The organism is Rummeliibacillus sp. TYF-LIM-RU47, from assembly GCF_008638315.1.
Lineage (GTDB): Bacteria > Bacillota > Bacilli > Bacillales_A > Planococcaceae > Rummeliibacillus > Rummeliibacillus stabekisii.
The window spans coordinates 1,586,427-1,610,191 of the sequence record NZ_VVIR01000001.1; the positions used below are offsets into that span (position 1 = coordinate 1,586,427).

Here is a 23,765-nt window from a genome sequence, read left to right on the forward strand (position 1 = left end):
TGCCTTTTATGATTAATTATTGAAGTTATATTCGTCAGGATTCGGACCGAAATGGAATCCTTCGTTTAAGGATGAGATTTTGTCGATTTCATCTTGTGTTAATTCAAAATCAAATAACTCAAGATTTTCACGGATTCTTGATGGTGTCATTGATTTGGGAATCGTAATAACATCATTTTCTAAGTCCCACTTTAATACAATTTGAGCTGTTGATTTATTATATTTTTTTGCGATATCAACAAGAACTTCATGGTTTAAAATTTCGCCATTCATAAGAGGAGACCAAGCTTCAACTTGAATGCCATGTTTTTTGCAGTATTCTCGTACTTCCACTTGTGTTAATTTAGGTTGGAATTCGATTTGATTTACTGTAGGAACTACTGATGTTTTTGAAAGCAATGTTTCTAGGTGATGAACATGGAAATTGCTGACACCTATGTTTTTGACTCTTTTATTATTATAAAGTTCTTCAAGCGCCTTATAAACTTCTACATAATTTTCATCTAGTCCTGGCCAGTGAATAATATAAAGATCTAAATAATCCAATCCTAATTTACGAAGGCTTTCTTCATAAGCTGCGATTGTTTCATCATATGTAAGCCCGTCATTCCAAACTTTTGAGGTTACAAATAACTCCTCACGAGTAACAAGTCCTTCATCGATTGCTTTTTTAATACCTAGACCAACACTCTCTTCATTTTGATAGATGTGTGCTGTATCAATGTGGCGGTAACCTTCTTTGATAGCTACTACAACCATGTCTGAAAGCTCATTGCTATCTTTTACACGAAATGTACCGTAGCCTACTGCAGGCATTTCATTGCCATTATTTAATGTAACTGTTTGTTTTACCATATTATTCACTCCTTCTTTTACCATTATCTATTTTATCTTAATTGTAATCATTTTACCAAATTTTCATCTTATCAGGTTTAGAAACATACATAATAATTGTATAATTGTCCAATCTAACCATAACTTTTATAAAAAGAAGCGGGGAGATTTAGCATGAAACACCATACAACTTTTCAAGGAAGAAGCCTTTTGTTGTTGCAACTCGTCAATTTAAGTGGGTTTGGACTATTTGTAGTTTCTGCTTCTTATGTATGGTTTATGTTCTCAAGCATTCCATTGAAAGTACCTATTGATTTTGGGATAAGAGGAGAGCCTATAGAACTCGGCTCACGCGTTTTCTTGCTTTTCCTTCCATTATTAATTGGCATTCTGGCTGTGGGACTATATTGTTTAGAAAAATCACCAAGCTATCATAAGAACCCGCACATCCAGCTTACTAGCGAACAGCAAAGAGAAACGAAACAAATGGTGTGCCTTTTAGTTTTTATTAGAACAATGCTATTTCTCTTTCAATCGGTTTATATCTGGCAATCTATACAAATGGCAATAGGAAACGACTCAAATTTAGAGGGAATGCTGTGGGTTTTTGTCATTCTCATGATTGCTATTCCGACCATTATGTCTTTATCAGGTATTAGGAGAGCTTGAGACATCTCTCCTTTTATAGCATTGCGTAAGGACGGTAGTATAGATAATAATAGAATTAACCACAACCATATTCTTAATAGAAATTAGGCGATTTTAGTGAAAAAATATGCTGCATTAATAGAGGACTTTAAATATTTTATTTTTACTCTTGTAGTAATGATTCTTTTGGTGATGCTCTTTCGGACTTTTTTTACGCCCGAGGTCGTCGTAGGAGATAGTATGGAAAACAGTTTACATGAAGGGGATTACCTGCTTTCCAGCAAAGTTTCCTACGAATTTCATGCACCAAAATATAATGATATTGTCAGTTTTGATGCTGACATTATAGCGGGCCATGACTTATATATAAAACGTGTCATTGGTTTGCCGGGAGACCATATTCAAATTAGAGGAAAAACACTCTATCGCAATGGAAAAATGGTTAAAGAGCCATACATAAAAGAAACAATGGATAGTCCGTCAATTGATATCGTGATTCCAAAACGTAAAGTCTTTGTTATGGGAGATAATCGCAATCATTCTATGGATTCTAGAGACTTTGGGCCGATCGATTATATGAAAGAGATCAGAGGAAAAGTATTGCTCCGTTTTAAACCTTTCAATCAGTCTTGGCATTAAAGAAGTTTTATAAAAGTTTTCAAATTATTGCAGGGGTTTGCTTTTACTTTATCGAACTTTATAGTGTGAACTAAAATGTGGGGGTCGCTATATTGTTATTATACTTTTGATTAATCATCTGCTTCTATGATGTTGAAAAATACAATTCAGGAGTTGACTGATGATGATTTATACAAATTCTCTAGATAACATTTCTTCAGATATGCTACAAGGCTTTTTCGTGGATTGGCCAAACCCGCCTAGTCTGAAAACACATCTACAATTACTAAAAAATAGCAATAAAGTGATGCTTGCACTTGATAAAGAGAAAAATAAGGTAGTAGGTTTTATAACGGCGATTAGCGATGGTGTGTTGTCCGCGTATATTCCACTTCTAGAAGTGTTGCCTGAGTATAAATGTAAAGGTATCGGCAAAGAATTGGTAAAGCGCATGTTGCATGAATTAGAAGATATCTATATGGTGGATTTATGTTGTGATGATGATTTAGTAGCTTATTATGAACAGCTCGACATGAAACAAACCAATGGTATGATAGTAAGAAATTACGCGATGCAAGCTGGAAATGTAAACTAAGCTATTAATTTAGTTTCAAGGGGGAATTAGCGATGAGCTATAGAACATTCATCGTACTTCTTGTTGCAGTATCTATTTTCGTGACAGCGTGTGGGAGCAAGGTTAAGGAAACACAGAATGTGAGTGCACCGCCTACAGCAGCGGAAGTATTAAAAGAAGATAATAATGCCGATCTGTTAATGGTCCATGATACTCTTTATCAAACAAATATTGATTGGGTTAATCAATTGGATGTAATCAAAGATAAAGAAATTGGCAAAGTGGAAAGTAAATATTCTGTTGGCTCTGGCCAAACCTTTAAGAATAAGATGGCTAACAATATTCCAGTAGGAACTAAGATATACTCAACGAAAGAAAGAAATGATGTTTTAATCGTTGAAATTAACGGAATAGAAAAGAAGTACTATGCTTTAACAGAAGGATAATATAAAACACCAGTGCATTCCCGAAATATTTGGGGAGTCGCTGGTGTTTTTAAATTATATTTAACGTTCAAGATACCTATATAAGGTTGATTTGCTGATACCTGTTTCATTTTTTATTTCTGTAAGACTATGTTGCTTACTTTGATACATTTGGATGGCGCGCTTCACATTTTCATCCGGTTTTTTAGGGCGTCCAGCTGATACTCCTTTTTGTTTTGCTCTATCTAAACCCTTTCTTGTTCTTTCACTAATGACGTCACTTTGAAAATCAAGTAAATGTTTAACAATCTCCTCAAATGAATAGCCGCCTTCGCTACTTGTATCGATACCCTCGTGAATCGAATAGAAGAAAGCACCTTTAGCATGGGCAATCTCTAATAGTTCAACTAAATGGCGCGTCGAATCTGCTAAGATAAACAATCTGTTTACAAGTATTTTATCTCCAGATTGAATGTTTTCCATCATCTTTTGCAAATGTATCCTTTTCTTTGCAGACGAATGTTCTTCTTGAATCAACTGATCACATTGAAAGCTTTGAAGTGTTTGGATTTGTTTTTCACAGTTTTGATCCTCAATATAAGGCCTCATATATCCTATTAACATATTGGCTCTCCTATATAAAAGTCGTTTTTTCTATTATAACATACTATAAATCATCAAAAATAGTTCCAAAATGGTTCTATTTTGGGAAATAAGGTGTTATACTTCATTTTGTTGTCTGAAAAAGTTAAAAAGCTTCAAGCTATATAACTTTTAAACAGATATTATCGAAATGAGGTGAATATATGTTAGAAAGCATCCAGAAACAATGGTTTTCTAATGTAAGAGCGGATATTCTTGCAGGTATTGTGGTAGCTTTAGCTTTAATTCCTGAAGCACTTGCTTTTTCAATCATTGCTGGCGTTGACCCAATGGTGGGGTTGTATGCTTCTTTCAGCATCGCAGTTATTATTTCTTTTGTCGGAGGAAGACCAGCAATGATTTCTGCTGCTACTGGTTCTATGGCATTGTTGATGGGCCCATTAGTAAAAGAGCACGGACTTAACTATTTGTTGGCAGCCACCATTTTAACAGGGGTTATCCAAGTACTATTCGGCATATTTAAAATAGCAAAGCTGATGAAATTCATTCCTCGTGCTGTCATGATTGGTTTTGTTAACTCGCTTTCCATCTTAATTTTCATGGCTCAAGTGCCGAACTTTATTCATGTCCCTAATATGACATATGTCTTTATAGGTATCACATTGTTAATTGTCTATATAGTACCTAGATTTTTTAAGGTAATTCCTGCACCCTTAATTGCTATAGTTATCTTAACAGCGATAGCGATGAATACACATATGGATCTACGTACAGTTGGTGATCTAGGTGAAATTACTAAATCATTACCTAATTTCTTTATTCCTGATGTTCCTTTTTCGTTTGAAACATTGAAAATTATTTTCCCTTATTCGTTCGCCTTAGCAATCGTTGGTTTATTAGAGTCTTTGCTAACAGCATCCATTATAGATGATATGACTAAGACCGAAAGCAATAAGAATAAAGAAGCGAGAGGACAAGGTATTGCCAACATTGTAAATGGCTTTTTTGGCGGTATGGCAGGATGTGCAATGATCGGCCAATCGGTCATAAATGTAAGCTCTGGTGGGAGAAGCAGATTGTCAACATTCGTAGCAGGCATTTTCCTTATGTTCTTGATTGTTGTTCTTGGTGATTTGGTTGTTCAAATTCCGATGTCTGTTTTAGCAGGCATTATGATTATCGTCTCAATAGGAACCTTTGATTGGTCGTCCTTTTCATATATAAGAAAAGCTCCTAAGATGGATGCGATAGTAATGCTTGTCACGGTTATTATTGTGATTGCTACCCATGATTTATCAAAAGGTGTTTTTGCAGGCGTCATTTTAAGTGCATTATTTTTCGTAGCGAAGATATCCCGTTTGCAAGTAAAAGAACAACAAGTGAATGAAGAAATTATTTGTATAGTCAAAGGGCAACTATTCTTTGCTTCATCAGACCGTTTCATTGATTCTTTTCATTACAATGTAGAGCATAAAGAAGTGATAATAGATTTTTCCAATGCTCAAATATGGGATGATTCAGCGGTATTGGCCATTGATAAAGTAATTCAGAAGTTTCATGTTAATGGTAATACAGTAACACTTAGAGGGTTATCTTCATCCAGTCAAAAAATGATGGATCGGTTTGCTATACTCAACAATTTAAAGGTATAAAATGAACAAACCTTGTTTATTTATAAAGAATGGTAGTTATATGTTTATTCATCCCTTTATCTGCAAATACTATTGCTAATACTATAAAGGAGATGAAGAACATGTCTAAATGGCCTGCTATTCTTGCGATTCCTCTTTTAGCTGCTTCACTAATGGGCTGCGGTGATAAAGATAAAGCATCAAATGTACACAAGAATGCACCAGTCTCTAACAGCGGTGAAAACGAACCTGTCACAACTGCGCCACCAAATAGTAACGATACTACTAATAAAAAAGTCAACGGTGCTCCTTTTAGCTTCTCCGAATTTGATTTAGAAGTAGATTATGGGGCTAATCAATTTTACAATATTGAATATGAAAATGAACGTGACGGGGCAGAGGTAAAAGTAGAAAATAATCGTAAAAATCAATTGTTAGAAGGTAACGCGGCGTACGAACATGTACAAAAACTATTTAAAAAGTTAACATTCGATTCAAAAACCCCAGACCAAGAGGTTTTAAATGAAGTTATCTCTGTCTTCCATTTAGGTTCAGATTACAAGAAAATTGAATTAGAAATTAAATTTGAGGATAATGTGGAAAGACATTATACTTTCACGAAATAAAACACGCAGGCCCTTTGTTAAGGGCCTGCGTGTTTTTTAGTAAAAGCATCTAAATATGAATCTTTATTCGTTTCTAAAAGCACAATTAAAAATTAATAGTGAAAAAGAATATATTTTTATTGAAAAACGATAAATAAATTAGTATGATAGCTGTAATAACAAAATATGGAGGTTCTTTATGAAAAGGGGATCGTTAATTTTTTTGAGGTTTTCTATTATTGTGATTGGCCTATTCCTCTTAATACGCTGCGTTTTTTGGTTACCGAGCATGGCCAGTCAAGCTACAGAAGCTAACCCAACATATGCTTACTTGGCATTACCTCTTCTAATAGGCATTTATATCACTGCAATACCTTTTTATATCGCTTTATATCAAGCTTATCGATTACTAAATTTTATTCAGGAGGAAACCGCCTTTTCAAAGGTAGCTGTCGAGGCATTAGAATGTATAAAGAAGAGTGCGTTAACGATTATTTCAATGTATACAATCGGTGTGCTCATCCTTCTCCAACAAAATGCTCTTCACCCAGGCCTCGCACTTATTGCGGCTGCTATCATTTTTGTTACTGTTGTCATTACTTTGTTCGCAGCAGTCCTACAAGAAACATTAGAAAGAGCTCTTCACATAAAAGCAGAGAATGATCTGACCGTCTGAAAAAACTGAATGCCGATCTATGGCCTTTTAAGCCTGCCACAAACAATTATCTAACTGAAAAGTTGATTAAAGGGGAGTAGTATTATGACGTCTATATTAATGATTGGATGTATCGGAGTTTTACTCATCATTTATTTTAGAAAGGCATTCATTGAACATTTTGGTAAAAAAAATAATCTTGTACATAAGTTAAAAAACGCAAACTGGTTCCAAAACCATTGGCTCTCTGGCCTATTTTTATTTTGTATGAATGCTGTATTGTTCTTCTCAACAGGCCTAATTCTTTACCTATTGATTTTCTGTCCCATCCCATATCTACACATAATATTAATGTTTGCAGCTGTATTGACTAGCATTCTTCTATGGATAGCTATAAATAAAGCTTGGCAAGGATCCAAACGAAATCGTCTAAAAATGAGCGCAGTTGGTAGCAGCTTTTACTTTTTCCTTTTAATGCTATTCATCTATTGGTTTGTTACCATCAAGCCTTCTTATCAAGGGGAGGACATATTTATGAAGGGTTTTGGATTATTGTTCGGCATGATGGTTTCATCCGTTGCATGTATCACCTGTTTTGTTTTTACGGCAAGCAACCAAAATATTAAGAAAAAAGCCTAGCATAGTAGATATGATAGGTCTTTTTCTTTTGCTTATTTTGAGAAATTCCCCGAAATAGATGCTTCAATCCTCCATTAAGTATTTTTTATATGCTAACGGTGTCATATTCATTGATCTCTTAAATTTTTCAATAAAATAGCTGGTACTATTAAAACCTACTTCATAAGCAACTTCTGTCACACTAGTCTCTTCTTGTTGTAAAAGGAGAAGGCTTTTTTGAATTCGATAATCAATTACATAATTTAATGGAGTCGTTTTTAAAGTTCGCTTGAAGTATCTACAGCATTCAGAGCGGCTCAATTGACCGGCTTTAGCAATATCCTCTAATTTGATTTTCTCACTATAATGAACCTGAATCCAACTTAACATTTGCTTCATTCGTTGACTTTTTAACTTTTCTGTCTGAATATATTCTGGTTGGAAACCATTAAAGATTAGGTTTTTCCAAATCACCGTTAGTTGCATATTTATATCCATTTCAAAGAACTGCACTTTTTGTTCCATCAACTCTTTGATTTTAAGAATGGCTTCTACTATGTTTTTACCCCACTGCGTATTTGAATCAACAAGGATGCAAGATAAGTTAGTTGCTTGAATAAAAGGAAGAACATAAGTCGTATAGAGTTCTTGTGGGAGGACGAAATGAGGCGATACATTTAAACAAATGTAGACACAGTCTGTTTTTTTCTTATCTTCTGCCATATGCAAGCAGCCACTATTTATAAATACACCTTCTCCTTCTCGTACTATTAATTTCTCTTCGTTTATTTGAAAAGTTGCTTCACCGCTCACAACCAACACAAATTGAATTTCCTCATGCCAATGGAGCGGTATATAACCATGAATGTTTTGGTTTATCTTTGTCTCATAACATGCAATTGGTAATTCAACAGTACGATGTTGGGTTAGCTCTTTTAAACTTTGATTTACTTCGAAATTGTTCACCTGCACATCATCACCTCAATATATTTATATTTTTTCATTCTTTTTATGTATTATTATAATTATTTTTTACTTATTATAACACTATTATTATATAAGAGGTGGAGTATGAATATGCGTAGAACTACTAGAAGAAAAGGATTGTTACTCGTAATTATGGGGGCTATATTTTGGGGAGTGGGAGGTACAGTTGCACAGAATCTTTTTCACCAAAGCAAGATTGATGTAAATTGGCTCGTTACGACACGATTGCTCATAGCCGGATTCTTACTTTTAAGCATACAGTTTTTTGGAAAAAGCCGTTCCCAAGTTTTTGGCGTCTGGAAAAATAAAAGAACAGCTGTTCAACTCATTATATTCGGGTTACTAGGTATGCTTTCGGTCCAATATACGTATATGGTATCGATTAAATACGGGAATGCTGCCGTTGCAACACTATTACAATACTTAGCACCTGTGATGATTATTATTTATTTGGTTTTATGTAAGCAGGCTGTATTTACAAGACAAGATGTATTAACTGTTTTTCTTGCATTAGGAGGGTGCTTTTTCTTATTAACAAATGGATCAATCTCAAGTCTATCTGTACCAATACCCGCAATTGTGTGGGGTGTCTTGTCTGGATTAGCTCTTGCGTTTTATACATTATATGCCGTTCCTCTTCTTGCACAATTTGAATCACTTGTCATTGTTGGTTGGGCAATGGTTATTGGGGGTTTTACATTAAGTTTTATCCACCCTCCTTGGCAAATGGACTTTACTAGCTTAACAGTGGAATCTTATTTATATTTAGTTTTTGTTATTATTTTTGGTACAATGATGGCATTCTGGTTTTATATAGAAAGCTTGCAAAGTCTTTCTCCTAAAGAAACAAGCCTTTTAGGGAGCCTGGAACCGTTAGCGGCCGTATTAACAACAGTTTTTTGGTTAAAAGAATCTTTTGGTTTTTTTCAATGGGTCGGCACTGCCTGTATTATTGCGATGATATTATCGGTGGCTTTGAGTAAAGATCCATCTTCGCATACTAAGCAATCTTCATAACAGTGTATATACTAATAAATAGGGGTGACGATATTGTTTATTAAAGGATTCAATCATTTTTTATTTTCTGTGTCTAATTTGGATCAATCTATAGCATTTTATCAGGATGTCTTTGAAGCTAAGTTATTGGTTAGAGGAAGAAGTACTGCTTACTTTGTTTTAAATGGCATGTGGCTAGCCCTGAATGAGGAACAGAATATTCCTCGTAATGAAATAAATCAATCATACACTCATATAGCTTTTTCCGTAGAAGAAGCGGAAATCGATGATATCTATAGCAAATTAGAGAAATTAGGAGTAAACATACTTTCGGGTCGCCCTAGAGACGAAAAGGATAAAAAATCTATATATTTTACAGATCCAGATGGCCATAAGTTCGAATTTCATACTGGTGCACTGCAGGACAGATTAGATTATTACAAAGAAAAGAAACCTCATATGGAATTTTTCAATTGAGTATAGGTAACATTAATAGAAGCTATTGATAAGAACGAAATAAATAGAAATAGCTTATTAATTTGATCAACATTATTCTTAATTTCATAAACCTAATGTCAAGTTGACTATCTATGCGAATACATAGTAAAATTTTATGTTAAAGAAATTATTATGTAACAAGTTTTTTAGAGATATATTAGTTTATGCATAAATTTTAATCGGAAAGCCATAATATAATGCTGAATAGGTGGAATAGAATGAAGAATAATAATGATTTTATGGAGTACTGGTTGGTCATAGATTCTATACAAAGTAAATTAAAGAAAGAATTAGAGGATGTCCTACAAATAGATTATAATTTGTCATTAAAAGCTTTCTACGTACTCTACCACCTTTCTGAAGCGCCAGAAAAAAAGCTCAGATTACAACAACTACAAGAGATGGTAGGATTGAGTCAAAGTGCAATGTCTAGGCTTGTAGGCAATATGGAAGCGAATAGCTGTGGGGCATTAGAAAAACAAGTTTGCACGGATGATCGTAGGGGTACTTATACACGTCTAACTAATATAGGAGAGCAAAAACTTCAAGGAAGTCTAGCCTCCTTCCATAAAATACTAAAATCAAATCTCTCTACTGTTAATGTTGAAGCTGTAATGAAACAGTTAACAGAGGGGTTATAAGAAAATCTAATGAAGTCAAAGTACCGCATTTTAGATGAAGTACTTTGACTTGACATGAAGTATTGTTTAGCCTTAAATTAAATGCATGCGTCATGCATTTAATTTCCGAAAGAATCTTTTTCGTTTATTAAATCGATTAAATTTAAAGAAAAAGGAGTTTTCAAATGGAACATTTATTTAGTCCTTATAAGTTCAAAGGTTTAGAGTTAAAGAACCGTGTTGTCATGCCTCCTATGTGTCAATATTCAGTTGAAAAGAAAGACGGTATTGCTACAGATTGGCATTATATACACTATGTATCTCGAGCAATTGGGGGAACAAGTTTTATTATTATTGAAATGACAGATGTAGAACCTGATGGACGAATTACTGACTTTGACTTAGGTTTATGGTCAGATGAACAAATTGCTCCATTAGCACGCATTGTAGAAGCTTGCCATCAACATGGAGCCAAAGTAGGTATCCAGATTGCTCACGCTGGACGTAAAGCAGAAGATGCTGAAGTACCGGTTTCTGCTTCTGCAATTCCATTCGATGAAAATTCTAAGACACCAAGAGCCCTTTCAACTGATGAAGTAAAAGAAATGGTCGAAAAATTTCGTAAGGCTGTAGAACGTGCAGTAAAAGCTGGAGTAGATGCCATTGAAATTCACGGTGCTCATGGCTATTTAATTCATCAATTCCATTCTCCATTAACAAATAAGAGAGAGGACGAATATGGAAAAGATCTGACTAAGTTTGGTCGGGAAGTTATTGAAGCAGCTAAAAAAGAGATACCTGAAAATATGCCATTAATTATGCGAATATCTGCAAGTGAGTATGTGGATGGGGGATACGGCATTAATGAAAGTATTCAATTTGCGAAAGAATACCAAAATGCAGGCGTAGACATCTTCCATATCTCTTCAGGTGGAGAAGGGCCAATTGGTGCAGGGGGTAGACCTGGTACACAGGCAGCTTATCAAGTACCGCTAGCTCGTAAAATCAAGGAAGCTCTGAATGTTCCAGTTATTGCAGTGGGAAGATTAGATGATCCTATTCTAGCCAATGCTGTAATCGGGAACGAAGAAGCTGATTTAGTTGCTGTTGGTCGTGGTATGTTGCGTAATCCATATTGGGCATTAGATGCAGCCGCAAAGCTTAAAAAGGAAATAAATGAACCCAAACAATATGAACGTGGCTTTAGATAAATGCCTTAATACCTTCAGATAGCGTGCTTTACTAACGTAATACGTTAATTTTATAAGTTAAAAGATGATGTCTGCAATTTCGGGCATCATCTTTTTATATTTCCTTTTTTATTTTCTAGCTAATGAACTAAACCAACTAATAATACTTTATATTAGAGGTTTTTATGAAAAGAGGAAGAATAGTATAAATACTGATAGAAAGGAAAATTAAATAGATGAACTTCGCTAAAACATTAGGATAAAAAAGACGTATCCCACTGTACAAGTTGAAAAAAAGCACAGAATAATATAGACATACCCGACAACGGATGTATATGCTGAATCACCGCAAACTCTATTTGAAATAGCAATATGTTAAATTTATTCTACAGAAAGTACGATGACGAAGTTACAAGGAGGGCTGAAATTGTTCAATTTTTTTCGTAAAAAAGAATGTATTGAAATTGATGTAAACAGGTTTAATGCAATGCTGATAGCCGTTTTAGAAAAACTACCAAGCGAATATTCGATTTATCTGAAACAAATAAAGGAAGGAATTTTGCAAGATATAGTTCCTGTAATTGGAGATTCGGATTATTTTTTTGGCGTTTCATATAAAAGGGAAGTTATAAGAAAATATGAAAAAAAAGACGAGAAAGATTATTCTATTACTGGTATAAAAATATTTAATGAAAAAACAAGCAACGAAACCCAACTTGAGATTTTTTTTAGCTCCGGAGTAATTGCTGGTGTTTCATCCAATAATGAATTAATTCTATCTGATTTAAATCCACATAAAATTAACATTGATTTTATTAAAGTGAAAGAAAAGGAAATGGATGAAAATTTAAAAGAAACTATGTTATCTTTAGGAATTAAAAAATTTAATCCGAGTGATGTATTTGAAGTAAAAGTAAAAGACCGTAGAATGTTACATTTAAGAGATTTATCTGATGGAGATTTCTTGGCTATTGAAGATGGAAATTACTATCTAATCAGTATTTCCCTTAGAGAGGTATTAGAGATTTCAACTTCACATTACGACACAATTAGAATGAATTTATTTGATCTTTCCGAGGATGATATTTATTCATTTATTAAAGATTAAAATTTACAAATAAATTTTAGAACAGTATCTTTAGCAAAGGATAAATGTTTTTAAAAATGTTAAGCTTTATACATTAAAGCCTGAAGAAACGATTTATGCATCATGAAATTACAAACGGAAATAGCTGTAGGAGATTTTTTTATCTGGCATCTCTTCGGGGAGTTATAGTGAAGTAATACCTGTATTTAAGGTAAATAAGCTAGTCTAAATAATTTACTTTTACCCATAAAGAAACCCGGATAGAAAATACTCTATTTTCCATCCGGGTATTATTTTTAGTAGTGTTATTTTGAGAAAATCTTATCAATTTGATTTAGCATTAAATTCGCAGCAAGAACGCCACCTGCTGTATTCCAAATAGAATCATCTACTCTATATGCATGACCTTTTTTTACTGCTGATAGATTTTTCCATAGTGGATCATGTGTCCATTCTTTTTCAGTTGCTAATGCTGAATCATCACCAGTTGGAAGGTATGTAAAATAGAAAATTAGATCACCATCCATTTTAGGAATAGCTTCTTTTCCTACTTCAATAGCAAGATTACCTAGCTTACTGTCAGCTTTAAACATTTTGTCTTGTTCAGGCACTCGTTTAAATCCAAGCTCATTAAAAATGACACCAGAAAATGAGTCAGTATAGTAAATTCGAGATTTATCGGCCAAAAAGCGAACAACTGATACTTGTTGATTTGTTTTATCTCCCAGTTTAGCTTTTAAAGCTTTTACTTTATCGTCGTATTTTTGTAAAACGTCTTTACCCTCAGATTCTTTATTTACGGCTTTGGCATAAAGTTCAAAGTTTTCTTTCCAATCACCGCGTAATGTTTCTGAGAAAACAGTTGGGGCAATTTTACTTAGTTTTTCATAATCCTTTTCTTGTCTCATTTTATTACCAATGATCAAATCGGGTCTTAATGAAGCAATTTTTTCAATATTAATTGCGCCCTCTTCGCCAACTACTTCCACATTATCCATTTTACCTTTAATATGATCATACCAAGGGTTTCCTGCCCATGATTTTACTGCTCCTACTGGTTTTACACCCATTGCTAGTAAAGCTTCTGTTCCTTCATTTGTCAATACAACAATACGTTTTGGCATACCTTTTACTTCTGTTGATCCCATTGCATGTTTAACTGAATATGATACTATTTTTTCTTTTGAAGCAGCATGGTCTTTATTTTTTTCTTTTGTATTTCCACAAGCAGCTAGTGTAAATACAGCAATGATTGCTAACAGTGCAATCATTTTACGAAATGTACTTGGCATCTCTTTTCTTCCTCCAATGTATATGATAAGATAATAACTGAATTCGATAATGATAATCATTATCACTTGCGTTGTAATAATCATATGGCACGATATTTTCGATGTCAATAACTATTTAGGAAATTATTTCATACGCTTTGAATATTAAATTTAGGAAAGAGATTTAACTACATATGATATTTAAGAATACTATTTCGAAGACAATAGCTTTATTGATTAGCGTTATCATCCTGATACTATGTATAGGAATTAGCATTGTATATGGTTACGCAGATACCTCTATTGAAACTGCATTACATGCTTTTACGCAATTTGACCACTCAAATGAGCATATTATTATTAGAAATTTACGCATTCCTAGAGCATTAATCGCTGCAAGCGTTGGAGCTTCTTTAGCTATAACAGGCGTTCTTATGCAAACGCTAACAAAAAATCCGCTAGCCTCGCCTGGTATTTTAGGTATCAATGCAGGTGCGGGATTTGCAGTCGTTTTCTCTATGGTTTTCTTTAAAATTTCTGGTTTACAGTCATTTGCTTGGATGGCCTTTTTAGGAGCTACTATAGCTGCAATTGCAGTATTAGGAATTAGTTCTTCCGGAAGGGACGCAATAACTCCTATTAAAATCACTTTAGCTGGAGCCGCTATAAGTGCACTATTTTCATCTTTCACTCAAGGTTTACTAGCAACCAACGAAGCAGAACTTGACCAGGTATTATTTTGGCTTGCCGGTTCTGTGCAAGGAAGAAAACTAGAGATATTAACCTCTGTTTTTCCTTACCTGGCTTTGGGTTGGATTGCTGCTTTATTCATTTCTCCTAAAATGAATGTACTAGCATTAGGTGACGATATAGCAAAAGGATTGGGCTTGAATTTAGGTTTTATCAAAGTAATTGTTGGTATAATCGTTATCTTACTTGCTGGAGGCTCTGTTGCAGTTGCTGGTCCAATCGGTTTTATCGGAATTGTTATTCCACATATTGCTAGAAAATGTGTTGGTAATGACCATAAGTGGCTAATACCTATGGCAGCTTTATTCGGGAGTATTTTGTTATTAATATCAGATGTGGCTGCCCGTTATATAATCATGCCTCAAGAGGTACCTGTCGGAGTTATGACAGCATTCATTGGAACACCATTCTTTATTTACATTGCAAGAAAGGGGTTCAAAAAAGCATGAATCACTTCAAAACAATTAGACTCCTTAAAGATCGACTATCTTTTTTGCTTGATATAAAAGCATATAAGAAAATCATACTTTTAGTATTTCTAACGATAGCGATATTCATTTTTAGTGCTTCAGTTGGGGATTCCTATATTAATCCTTTGAACGTGTTACAAATCTTATTTGGTGGAGGTAATGATTTTGATCAATTAGTCGTGATAGATTTTAGATTACCTCGAATTTTTATCGCTGCTTTTGCAGGAATGGCTTTAGCAGTAGCTGGTGCGATATTACAAGGAATGATAAAAAATCCACTGGCGTCTCCTGATATTATTGGGATTTCGCCTGGCGGTGGAGCAGCTGTTGTTGCCTTTTTAGCTATTTTCAGTGATTCGAACCATTCATTAACGGTAAGTATTCAATGGCTTCCTGTTGCAGGATTTATCGGTGCTACTAGTATTGGCTTTTTAGTATATATTTTCGCTTGGAAAGATGGTATTACACCAATTCGACTAGTTTTAATCGGTATTGGAGTATCTGCATTTATGCAGGCTATGACGACGATGCTAATGTTACTTGGACCAATCTATAAAGCAACTGAAGCGAATATGTGGATTACAGGGAGCGTTAGTGGAGCTAATTGGGATCAAGTAAAAATGCTTATTCCATGGACAATTCTTTTGTTGCTTATTACTTTCTTTATAACGAGACATTTAAATGTTCAAGAATTTGGAGATGACACTGCATCTAGCCTTGGACACGCCGTTCAAAAAATGCGTTTCTTACTTTTATTTTTGAGTACTGCCTTAGTTGCAGGGGCCATTGCTTTTGCTGGAGCTATAGGCTTTGTTGGATTAATGGCACCTCATATCGCACGTCGACTAGTAGGTTCATCTTTTGGTGTTTTAATCCCTACTGCCGCTACAATTGGTGCACTTCTAGTAATGATTGCAGATGTTATAGGACGTACTGCCTTCAGTCCACTTGAAGTACCAGCAGGCGTTTTCACTGCCGCTATTGGTGCGCCTTACTTTATTTATTTATTATTTAGAAACCCCAAAAAGTAAAGGAGTCCGAAGAAAATATGACAGAAACAATTGAAGCAAAATCCCTAACGCTTAGCTACGGAAATTCTATCATTATAAAAAACCTCGACCTATCTATTCCAGTAGGCGAAGTGACAATTTTAATTGGTTCTAATGGTTGTGGTAAATCGACACTTCTACGTTCCATCGCTAGACTATTAAAACCTAGTGAAGGTTCCATATTATTAGATGGGAAAAACGTCTTCAAACTTACAAATAAACAAGTTGCTAAAGAACTTTCTATTTTACCACAGTCACCGGTTGCACCAGAAGGGCTAACCGTTTTACAGCTTGTTAAACAGGGGAGATACCCTCATCAAAGTTGGCATAGTCAATGGTCACAAGAAGATGAAGAAATCGTTATGAATGCTTTAAAATCTACGGGTGTTGAACACTTGAAGGATAAACCTATCGAAGAATTATCTGGCGGTCAAAGGCAACGGGCTTGGATTGCTATGACACTAGCTCAAAATACGGATATTATTTTATTAGACGAGCCAACTACTTACTTAGATTTAACTCATCAAATAGAAATATTAGATTTATTATATAAACTAAATAAACAACAAAAGCGAACAATTATCATGGTGTTACATGATATTAATCTAGCCTGCAGATATGCTGACTATATTATTACTGTTCGTAATCAAACTGTATATAAAAAAGGGAAACCTGAAGATATTATAACAAAGTCACTCGTGAAAAATGTCTTTGATTTAGAGAGTGAAATCATCAATGATCCGATTTTTGGTACACCCATGTGTATCCCATACGGAAAAGGACGAAGCATCTTAAAAGGGGAAGCGGTATTAAATGGAGTCGCATCTTACTGAGCAGGAGAAACAACAATTACGAGAATTTCGATTTACTTCAACAAAGAGCCGATCAGAGCTTACGATTGAGTTAGCGCAATTAATGGACAGGGATATGCTCTCTATTTATTTGGAGAAACTATCGAATTTGATTGTAGCACCGAATCTCCAAACAACAGCATCTATTTTTATGAAGAGATACGCATTTTTAGCTGTTATCTTTCTTTATTCAATGACTGTTTATAATAAAAAACTTGATATTTCATTTCAAAATATTTCTTTAGAGAGTATTGAAAATCAGGAACAATGGCTTCCAAAGATTTATTTTAACCACACAACAACTTTTGCTTCAACTGAAGATAGAAATGAATGGAGAAAAGAATGCATCAAAGAACTCTTTGCTGAACATTTATTTCTTATAGTGAACCATCTAAAAAAAGAAACTAAAGTCTCTAAAGATATTCTTTGGGAGAATATTGCGATTTATATTTATTGGCTTTATGAGACTCTTTCGACTCATTACAACATAGAAATCAGAATTCGTGCTAAGAAAGATATCCATTACCTTATTCATGAAGCACCTGAAAATGTTTTAGGTATTTCTAACTCGAATTTTTTAAATAAGTATGGTTACGATTTTATTAAGGACAATGCTAACATCAGACAAAGAAAAACATGTTGTTTATCTTATAGGTTAAAGTGCGGAAGCAGGCGCTGTAACACATGTCCCCTTAGTGGAACTAAGTATAGGGTAGATAAAAAATAAAGCGAATCTCCACTAAATAGGAGAACGCTTTATTTTTTTATGCAATTTTTTGATTACTGCCTGAAATTATTAGGGCATAACTATATTTGTTTTTGTTTATAGACTAATTATACCGATATATGAATGATCGAGATAATGATGGGATTGTAGGGGAATGGGCATTTAGATTATGTCAGGCGTAAAATAGCTAGATTGTATATTGTATTAAATCCCATTCGGTACAAGAGAAACATACTACTATAAATAATAGACAATAATGTAATTCCCGCTTTATCATCTTCAGATATCGCTACCACTAGCAAAGCTTTTATTGAAGCACAATAAAGAATAATGAAATTGATTCAAATCGTTGATTACTCATTCAAACGGCAGAAGTTCATTCTACATTTAACTGTCAAGGTAATACCTTTATCCAATGATTCAATTATTGATTAAGTTGTGGATTGACTAAATATAAATTGTTCACCTAATCATAGAAAGGGTAAAAACATCCTAGAGATGCCTTTACCTTTTCTTCTTTAAGAAGCAAAAGGAGCAGGTTACAGTATGCCAATAACGAGGAAACACCGAGATAATGATGTATGGTAGGGGAATATACACCTAGAAATTGGAGGCTAATTAAATTGCCACAATATATGCTAATGCTGTAATAAAGTTATTAACATGTATTTTTATTTTTTCTGGTCGTATCTACGCGGAGCTGAGGACAGGCAATGAATAAAGGAAGCCTTTGCCATCCCGTTACACGCTTTAAGTTTTTTTGCTATATTTAATATATCTTAAATTAGTATGAAAGTTAGAAATATATTAAATAAGGAATGATTTAATGAAAAAAATTTATTTTATTCTCTTGGCTGCAGTTTCTTTGGCTGTTGTTTTTGTTATAACCAATAAAGAAGAGAAGCAGGCCAAGGCTAATACTAAGGCTATATACGTTGCGACAAATGGAAGTGATCAAAATATTGGTACAAAATCAAAGCCATTTCGCACACTCAAAAAAGCTGCATCAGAAGCAAATGCAGGTACTACTATTCTTATACGTAAAGGAGTTTATCATGAAAAACTTATCGTAAAACATAGTGGTACTAATTCGAAGCCAATTTTATTTAAGGCCCACAATAAGGAGAAGGTTATTTTAAGTGGAAAGAACATGGAAGATGGTGAAGAGGATACCGCTTTAGTGACGATTAATAATAAAAATTATGTTACCATCAGTGGGCTAACTATCCAGGATCTATCTACTGATTTAGAAGACAAAACAGTAATGGGGATTTATGTTACGGGGACTAGTAGCCATATAAAATTAAGAAATAATACAGTCCAACGCATTGAAACTCGTACAGATGATGGGAATGCCCATGGGATTGCTATATATGGAACAGGCAAAATAAAAGATATAAATATTTTTAATAATACGTTGCAGGATTTGAAACTGGGATTAAGTGAATCTCTTGTTCTAAATGGAAATATTTATGACTTTAAAGTGGAGAATAATATAGTTCGGCGGAGTAATAATATCGGGATTGATCTGATTGGTTATGAAGGAACTTCCAATGACGAAAAAGTGGACTATGTGCGAAATGGAATAGTAAAGAACAATATAATTTATGAAATATCCTCTTACGGCAATTCAGCATATGGAGAGGATTATTCTGCTGGTGGTATTTATGTAGATGGGGGAAAGAATATAACCATTGAACGGAATACTATTTATAAAAGTGATATTGGAATTGAAGCAACCTCTGAGCATGCTAAAAAATACGCTAGTCATATTAATATAATAAACAATACTATATATGAAAATTTTTACACTGGGATATCAATTGGTGGCTATGATAAACATCGGGGAGGTACAACCAATTCTACTATCTCTCAAAATATTCTTTATCGGAATGATACAAAGGGGTTAAATGGAGGACAGCTATTATTACAATATGATACAAAAAACAATGTAATTGAGAAGAATATTTTATCTGCTGGCCCTTCACGGATTTTCATCTCTAACTATTTTACAACCAATCAAAAAAATAAACTAGATAAGAATATTTATCATAAAGAAAAAGGAAAAATCGGTATTTGGATATGGAAAGAGAGAGAACATAAATCTTTTCCCGAATTTCTAAAAGCTTCAAAAAGTGATAAGAAATCAAGTTATATAGATCCAAAATATCAAAATGCAAACAAATATGATTTTAGACTAAAAAAAGATTCTCCTGCCAAAAAAGTTATATTCTAACTTTGTATTAGAATTTCCGTATACATGTTTGCTTTTTATCTGATCGTAATTATATGTATAGATGCACTTGAATTTATTTAAGAAACCTATGGGGGCTAACACCACTTGGATGATGAAGGTGAGTCAGCGTTTAGTTAGTTCGTAATAACACCGTACTTTGTTGTTGTGGTAAATGAGCTCATTTGATGTACAAATAGGATAGATGAATACAGACCTTTCAGCTGTTCATCTATCCTCAATTCTCGTTACTTATCTCTTTCATAACGTCTTTGAGCAAGGGGAGAGTCGAGTAAATTACCATAATCATTTTTAATGAATTTTAGGAACTCGAAAATTTCTTCTTTATTTAAGATGATTGAGCTGATATTTCTTGCTCGTCTATTAGCTGTTTCACGCTTCTTATGGATAACTATTTTATTCATAGCATTCCTATAGAAGTAACAATCTTCGTTTTCCATTTCTGATTCCTTCGTCAAGTAATTAAACAAGGATATTAAAGCATGGATAGATAACTCTACAATTGCAGGTCCACGATGCTCAACTTGATCTCCTTCAGCTATATTTTCCTCTCAAATAATCCAAGTAAAATTAAATTCTTTCTTTTTTCATAATTTCTAATTCTTTATAGTCAATTGAAGTTGCATATGCAGCCACAATCCCTTCAGACAGCAACCAATTAAAAAAGTGTCTATATCTATATAGGTATTGCAAAAGCGTGTTAGTGGACAAACCAGAGCGTTTTTTCGATAATATGCATTCCTTAACGTAAAAGGGTATAGGCTCCAAGCATATATTCCAACTCTTATCTTTTAACTTACAGTTCAGATGAAAAGTGAAATCAAGTGTTACAAAATAATTAAAACATTTTTAAGTTTTATTTAAATTTTTTTGATTTATAAATGAATGGAATGCATATACATAGGAAATAGTGGGAATAGAAAAGATATAGGAGGTTGATCAGTGGTTTTGGTATATCTTGGAGCAATTTTTATTCTAGCACTTATTCCTTTTTTATTGCTTGACATTAAATTCAAGTTGGAAATGAATCAATATACAAAAGCTATCCAAAGATTAGAAATGCCAGATGAAGAGATTTCAAAGCGCCATGAAAAGCATCAAAAATGGCTGCAACATATCCAATCGTTTAAATGGTATAAATTTGGAGTAAAGATTAAAGAAAAAATTTGGAACACAGCCAACTCAATGATTCATTCTAAAAAAGAACATGTTAAAACACGTCATAAAAATCCATAAACAAAAAGCCTGGCTGAAATGCTGGGTTTTTTGTTATAAAAAATCTCAAATATCTCACTATTATAAGTATACTTTATTATGAAATATAACTTCCTATAATTTATATTATGTAAACTAAAAATTAAAAAAGAGAAATACGTGATTCCCTGCAACCTATATTGGGAATCCAGTTTCTTTTTATTTTATAAAATTTTATAAATGAATTTTTTATGCTTATTTACATCAGATATATAATTTTGATTCATAACAACTTTTAATTAAGATGAAAATTCTTATACATAAACGTTACCTTGCGCATTTAGTATTTATTTATCACGACATATTATACCTAGATAACCTATTTTCAATTTAACTTCATTAACCTTCTCTCGTTTATATTTATCATAACTATTCTTTACGTTAATTAGGTATAGATGCTTAAAAATAATTGCTAATGCCTATTTGAACAGATAAATTATACATAAAATGAAAATGACCTGTTTTGTCTTCTATAATGCAACCACTTAAGCTGTAATTATGTGAAGTCCTCTCAAAACTAAATAAACTAAATTATAGAAAGGAGACATAAAAATATGCATAGAGAAAATTTTGAAAGGTTCAAGTTTAAATCTAATCCAAATTGTAATTGTCATTGTTGTGGTTTTTGTTGTCCTTGTATATGTAAGAATCCCTTTATACCTGAGCCACCAACACCAGTGTGCCATTTTCTAGTGTATGTGACAGACGCGGGTCAGCTAGAAACACCTGATAATATGGTATCTGTTATTGATACATCGACAAATACCATAGTTGCTACTATATCTGTCGGAACAGCACCTCTAGAAGTAGCTATTACACCAAACGGGGCATTTGGCTATGTCCCTGCCCTCTTCTCGAATAATGTAACGGTATTTAATACAGCCACAAACACTGTAGTTGCTACTATACCTGTAGGTCCTGAACCTCTTGGAGTGGCAATTTCCCCTAATGGATTGCTTGCTTATGTATCGAATCACGGAACCAACACTGTATCTGTTATTGATAATACCACAAATTCCGTAATCGCAACTATTACAGTGGGGTTGCAACCTCAAGGTATAGCTTTTACTCCTGATAGCGCTTTTGCATACGTTGCGAATGAAAACTCCAACTCGGTATCAGTTATTAACACAGCGACAAATACTGTGGTTGCTACAATTCCTGTCGGCACTCGCCCAAGATCAATTGTTTTTACACCAAACGGTCAATTAGCTTACGTTACAAATGAGAGCAGTAATACTGTATCAGTTATTAACTCAGTGACAAATACTGTTGTTGCGACCATTCCTGTTGGAACTGGTCCAGTCGGAACAGCAATAACGCCTGACGGTTCACTTGTTTATATCGTGAATAAAGGCAGTAATACAGTATCTGTCATAAGCACCTCAACAAACATAGTAATTGATACAATCTCGGTAGGTGCATCCCCTGACCAAGTAACCATCTTGCCGGATGGAACATTAGCTTATGTTACAAATCAGCTTGACAATACTGTCTCTGTTATAGATATCGCGACAAATACAGTAATTGATACAATACCTGGATTTAATGGGCCTACGGGTATAGATACTGGAACTATCTGTCTAACTTCATAACTAAATGCTCTCCTATACCCTAAAAAAAGGCAGCTTTCCTAGGGTTGGTATAATGGTAAAGACCAAAAACCGAAACCACATGGAATAGATGCCTAAATTGTACCCTATCAGATAGACAATATGAGCGTCTATTTTAGGGTACTTTTAGTATACATAATAATTTTATACATTTTTTTCTTTATTTATTTCTATGCTTAACATATTCAATTTTTCATCCAAGTCATCAAGAAGGCGTAGTTTTTGATCCAACTGCTTTTCAAATGAAATTGATTCAGCCAATACCTTTTTTACCTGGAAGTCCATTTGTGAAAGAGAGTCCGGTTGGATCATAGATTTATTTTTTTTCTCCTCTGCTAACTCCTCCGTTAAATTTTCTATCTCATAGCTTTTTTTCTCTATTTCTTTTAATAAATATTTATTATGTTTCTCTGAATTGGCTTGATCCATAGAAAATCTTTCAAAAGCCTCATTTATTGTAGTCATTTGTAAGTTCATTTCTCTAGTAAAAGAGTTCCACTTATTTTCAAAGTAATCTGCTGTTATTTTATAATTAGCATCTGATTTAATGGTAAAGAATTGATTTATAGTTAATTTTAATGTCTCTTTTATTAGTTTATTTTCTGCACGAAGTTTATCTACTTGTTTTAATAAACGTTCGATTGAAGAAATTTGTTTTCTCTTTTGAGTGTCCATTGCTTGAATATTTTCATGATAGGATTTTAATTTTCTTTCATTTTCTCTTTTTAGCTTTAAAATTTCTAGAGAAAGTTCCTTTTTTTGTTTTACTAATTGCATATTTTCTCTTTCTAATCTTAGTACTAATGAGTTATAATCACTATTCCTGAGTCTATTAGCTTCATTTTTATATTTCGCTAATTCGGCTTTTAAAAAGATTATCATTTGCTGCAATTGAATAGGATCTTTATTTTTCACTGCCTCATTATCCATTCTTGCA

General features: G+C 33.7%; 25 protein-coding genes and 1 pseudogene. 20 read left to right on the plus strand and 6 right to left on the minus strand.

The features are described from left to right. Window positions 1–12: 12 nt before the first annotated feature. Window positions 13–855 (minus strand): aldo/keto reductase, encoded by an 843-nt coding sequence (locus F0527_RS07980; protein WP_304621414.1) that lies wholly within the window; start codon window positions 853–855, stop codon window positions 13–15. Window positions 856–1,008: 153 nt separating this feature from the next. On the opposite strand from F0527_RS07980, the gene F0527_RS07985 reads away from it, so the two are divergent. The 4 genes from F0527_RS07985 (at window position 1,009) to F0527_RS08000 (ending at window position 3,120) form a co-directional block, all read left to right on the plus strand. Then, on the plus strand, window positions 1,009–1,503 hold the full coding sequence (locus F0527_RS07985) for a DUF1648 domain-containing protein (RefSeq protein ID WP_150284425.1): 495 nt from the start codon (window positions 1,009–1,011) through the stop codon (window positions 1,501–1,503). A 96-nt stretch (window positions 1,504–1,599) separates the two neighbouring features. Continuing rightward, window positions 1,600–2,121: a signal peptidase I gene (lepB, locus tag F0527_RS07990; RefSeq protein ID WP_150284426.1), complete on the plus strand. Its 522-nt coding sequence runs from the start codon at window positions 1,600–1,602 to the stop codon at window positions 2,119–2,121. Window positions 2,122–2,284: 163 nt separating this feature from the next. Next, window positions 2,285–2,695: a GNAT family N-acetyltransferase gene (locus F0527_RS07995; protein WP_150284936.1), complete on the plus strand. Its 411-nt coding sequence runs from the start codon at window positions 2,285–2,287 to the stop codon at window positions 2,693–2,695. A gap of 32 nt (window positions 2,696–2,727) precedes the next feature. Further along, window positions 2,728–3,120 (plus strand): hypothetical protein, encoded by a 393-nt coding sequence (locus F0527_RS08000; RefSeq protein ID WP_150284427.1) that lies wholly within the window; start codon window positions 2,728–2,730, stop codon window positions 3,118–3,120. 60 nt (window positions 3,121–3,180) lie between these two features. Here F0527_RS08000 and F0527_RS08005 read toward each other — a convergent pair whose 3' ends face one another. Next, window positions 3,181–3,723, minus strand: coding sequence for a recombinase family protein (locus tag F0527_RS08005; RefSeq protein WP_066787203.1), 543 nt, complete (start codon window positions 3,721–3,723; stop codon window positions 3,181–3,183). 182 nt (window positions 3,724–3,905) lie between these two features. Here F0527_RS08005 and F0527_RS08010 point away from each other — a divergent pair, with 182 nt between their 5' ends. From F0527_RS08010 to F0527_RS08025, 4 genes are all read left to right on the plus strand, one after another. Next, window positions 3,906–5,354: a SulP family inorganic anion transporter gene (locus F0527_RS08010; protein ID WP_150284428.1), complete on the plus strand. Its 1,449-nt coding sequence runs from the start codon at window positions 3,906–3,908 to the stop codon at window positions 5,352–5,354. Between the two features lie 101 nt (window positions 5,355–5,455). Beyond that, window positions 5,456–5,959, plus strand: coding sequence for a YusW family protein (locus tag F0527_RS08015; RefSeq protein WP_066787209.1), 504 nt, complete (start codon window positions 5,456–5,458; stop codon window positions 5,957–5,959). Between the two features lie 178 nt (window positions 5,960–6,137). Continuing rightward, a complete protein-coding gene (locus tag F0527_RS08020; protein ID WP_150284429.1) occupies window positions 6,138–6,614 on the plus strand; it encodes a DUF2975 domain-containing protein in 477 nt (158 codons plus the stop codon). Window positions 6,615–6,698: 84 nt separating this feature from the next. Beyond that, entirely contained in the window at window positions 6,699–7,232 is a 534-nt protein-coding gene (locus tag F0527_RS08025) for a hypothetical protein (protein ID WP_150284430.1), read from the plus strand. Window positions 7,233–7,295: 63 nt separating this feature from the next. Here the strand turns inward: F0527_RS08025 and F0527_RS08030 are convergent, their stop codons facing one another. After that, complete coding sequence (locus F0527_RS08030) at window positions 7,296–8,177, minus strand: AraC family transcriptional regulator (RefSeq protein WP_370454646.1); 882 nt, start codon at window positions 8,175–8,177, stop codon at window positions 7,296–7,298. Between the two features lie 111 nt (window positions 8,178–8,288). Here F0527_RS08030 and F0527_RS08035 point away from each other — a divergent pair, with 111 nt between their 5' ends. From F0527_RS08035 to F0527_RS08055, 5 genes are all read left to right on the plus strand, one after another. Then, window positions 8,289–9,215 (plus strand): EamA family transporter, encoded by a 927-nt coding sequence (locus F0527_RS08035; protein ID WP_150284937.1) that lies wholly within the window; start codon window positions 8,289–8,291, stop codon window positions 9,213–9,215. 33 nt (window positions 9,216–9,248) lie between these two features. Further along, the gene (fosM, locus tag F0527_RS08040; protein ID WP_150284432.1) at window positions 9,249–9,671 is read left to right on the plus strand and encodes a FosM family fosfomycin resistance protein; all 423 of its coding nucleotides are present in this window, start codon (window positions 9,249–9,251) and stop codon (window positions 9,669–9,671) included. Window positions 9,672–9,910: 239 nt separating this feature from the next. Further along, window positions 9,911–10,333, plus strand: coding sequence for a MarR family winged helix-turn-helix transcriptional regulator (locus F0527_RS08045; RefSeq protein ID WP_150284433.1), 423 nt, complete (start codon window positions 9,911–9,913; stop codon window positions 10,331–10,333). Window positions 10,334–10,497: 164 nt separating this feature from the next. Then, on the plus strand, window positions 10,498–11,523 hold the full coding sequence (locus F0527_RS08050) for an NADH:flavin oxidoreductase/NADH oxidase (protein WP_066787221.1): 1,026 nt from the start codon (window positions 10,498–10,500) through the stop codon (window positions 11,521–11,523). Between the two features lie 406 nt (window positions 11,524–11,929). After that, window positions 11,930–12,610, plus strand: coding sequence for a hypothetical protein (locus F0527_RS08055; RefSeq protein ID WP_150284434.1), 681 nt, complete (start codon window positions 11,930–11,932; stop codon window positions 12,608–12,610). A gap of 284 nt (window positions 12,611–12,894) precedes the next feature. On the opposite strand, the gene F0527_RS08060 is transcribed toward F0527_RS08055, so the two are convergent. Then, entirely contained in the window at window positions 12,895–13,881 is a 987-nt protein-coding gene (locus tag F0527_RS08060) for an ABC transporter substrate-binding protein (RefSeq protein ID WP_150284435.1), read from the minus strand. A 173-nt stretch (window positions 13,882–14,054) separates the two neighbouring features. Here F0527_RS08060 and F0527_RS08065 point away from each other — a divergent pair, with 173 nt between their 5' ends. The 5 genes from F0527_RS08065 (at window position 14,055) to F0527_RS08085 (ending at window position 19,943) form a co-directional block, all read left to right on the plus strand. Then, on the plus strand, window positions 14,055–15,059 hold the full coding sequence (locus F0527_RS08065) for a FecCD family ABC transporter permease (RefSeq protein ID WP_150284436.1): 1,005 nt from the start codon (window positions 14,055–14,057) through the stop codon (window positions 15,057–15,059). Continuing rightward, window positions 15,056–16,111 carry a FecCD family ABC transporter permease gene (locus F0527_RS08070; RefSeq protein ID WP_150284437.1) on the plus strand — a complete coding sequence of 352 codons (1,056 nt, stop codon included), beginning with the start codon at window positions 15,056–15,058 and terminating at the stop codon, window positions 16,109–16,111. The genes F0527_RS08065 and F0527_RS08070 overlap by 4 nt, the downstream gene beginning before the upstream one ends. Window positions 16,112–16,128: 17 nt before the next feature. Then, complete coding sequence (locus F0527_RS08075) at window positions 16,129–16,962, plus strand: ABC transporter ATP-binding protein (protein WP_150284438.1); 834 nt, start codon at window positions 16,129–16,131, stop codon at window positions 16,960–16,962. After that, window positions 16,943–17,707 carry an IucA/IucC family C-terminal-domain containing protein gene (locus F0527_RS08080; protein ID WP_150284439.1) on the plus strand — a complete coding sequence of 255 codons (765 nt, stop codon included), beginning with the start codon at window positions 16,943–16,945 and terminating at the stop codon, window positions 17,705–17,707. Before F0527_RS08075 ends, F0527_RS08080 begins: the two co-directional genes overlap by 20 nt. Window positions 17,708–18,533: 826 nt before the next feature. Beyond that, entirely contained in the window at window positions 18,534–19,943 is a 1,410-nt protein-coding gene (locus tag F0527_RS08085; RefSeq protein WP_150284440.1) for a DUF1565 domain-containing protein, read from the plus strand. A gap of 245 nt (window positions 19,944–20,188) precedes the next feature. On the opposite strand, the gene F0527_RS08090 is transcribed toward F0527_RS08085, so the two are convergent. Further along, entirely contained in the window at window positions 20,189–20,401 is a 213-nt protein-coding gene (locus tag F0527_RS08090) for a hypothetical protein (RefSeq protein ID WP_150284441.1), read from the minus strand. A gap of 502 nt (window positions 20,402–20,903) precedes the next feature. On the opposite strand from F0527_RS08090, the gene F0527_RS08095 reads away from it, so the two are divergent. Both F0527_RS08095 and F0527_RS08100 read left to right on the plus strand, forming a co-directional pair. Further along, entirely contained in the window at window positions 20,904–21,197 is a 294-nt protein-coding gene (locus F0527_RS08095; protein ID WP_150284442.1) for a hypothetical protein, read from the plus strand. A gap of 677 nt (window positions 21,198–21,874) precedes the next feature. Continuing rightward, window positions 21,875–22,810 (plus strand): annotated as a pseudogene (locus tag F0527_RS08100) (beta-propeller fold lactonase family protein); the annotation flags it as partial. Window positions 22,811–22,972: 162 nt separating this feature from the next. On the opposite strand, the gene F0527_RS08105 reads toward F0527_RS08100, so the two are convergent. Beyond that, complete coding sequence (locus tag F0527_RS08105) at window positions 22,973–23,758, minus strand: hypothetical protein (protein ID WP_150284443.1); 786 nt, start codon at window positions 23,756–23,758, stop codon at window positions 22,973–22,975. Window positions 23,759–23,765 lie beyond the last annotated feature (7 nt).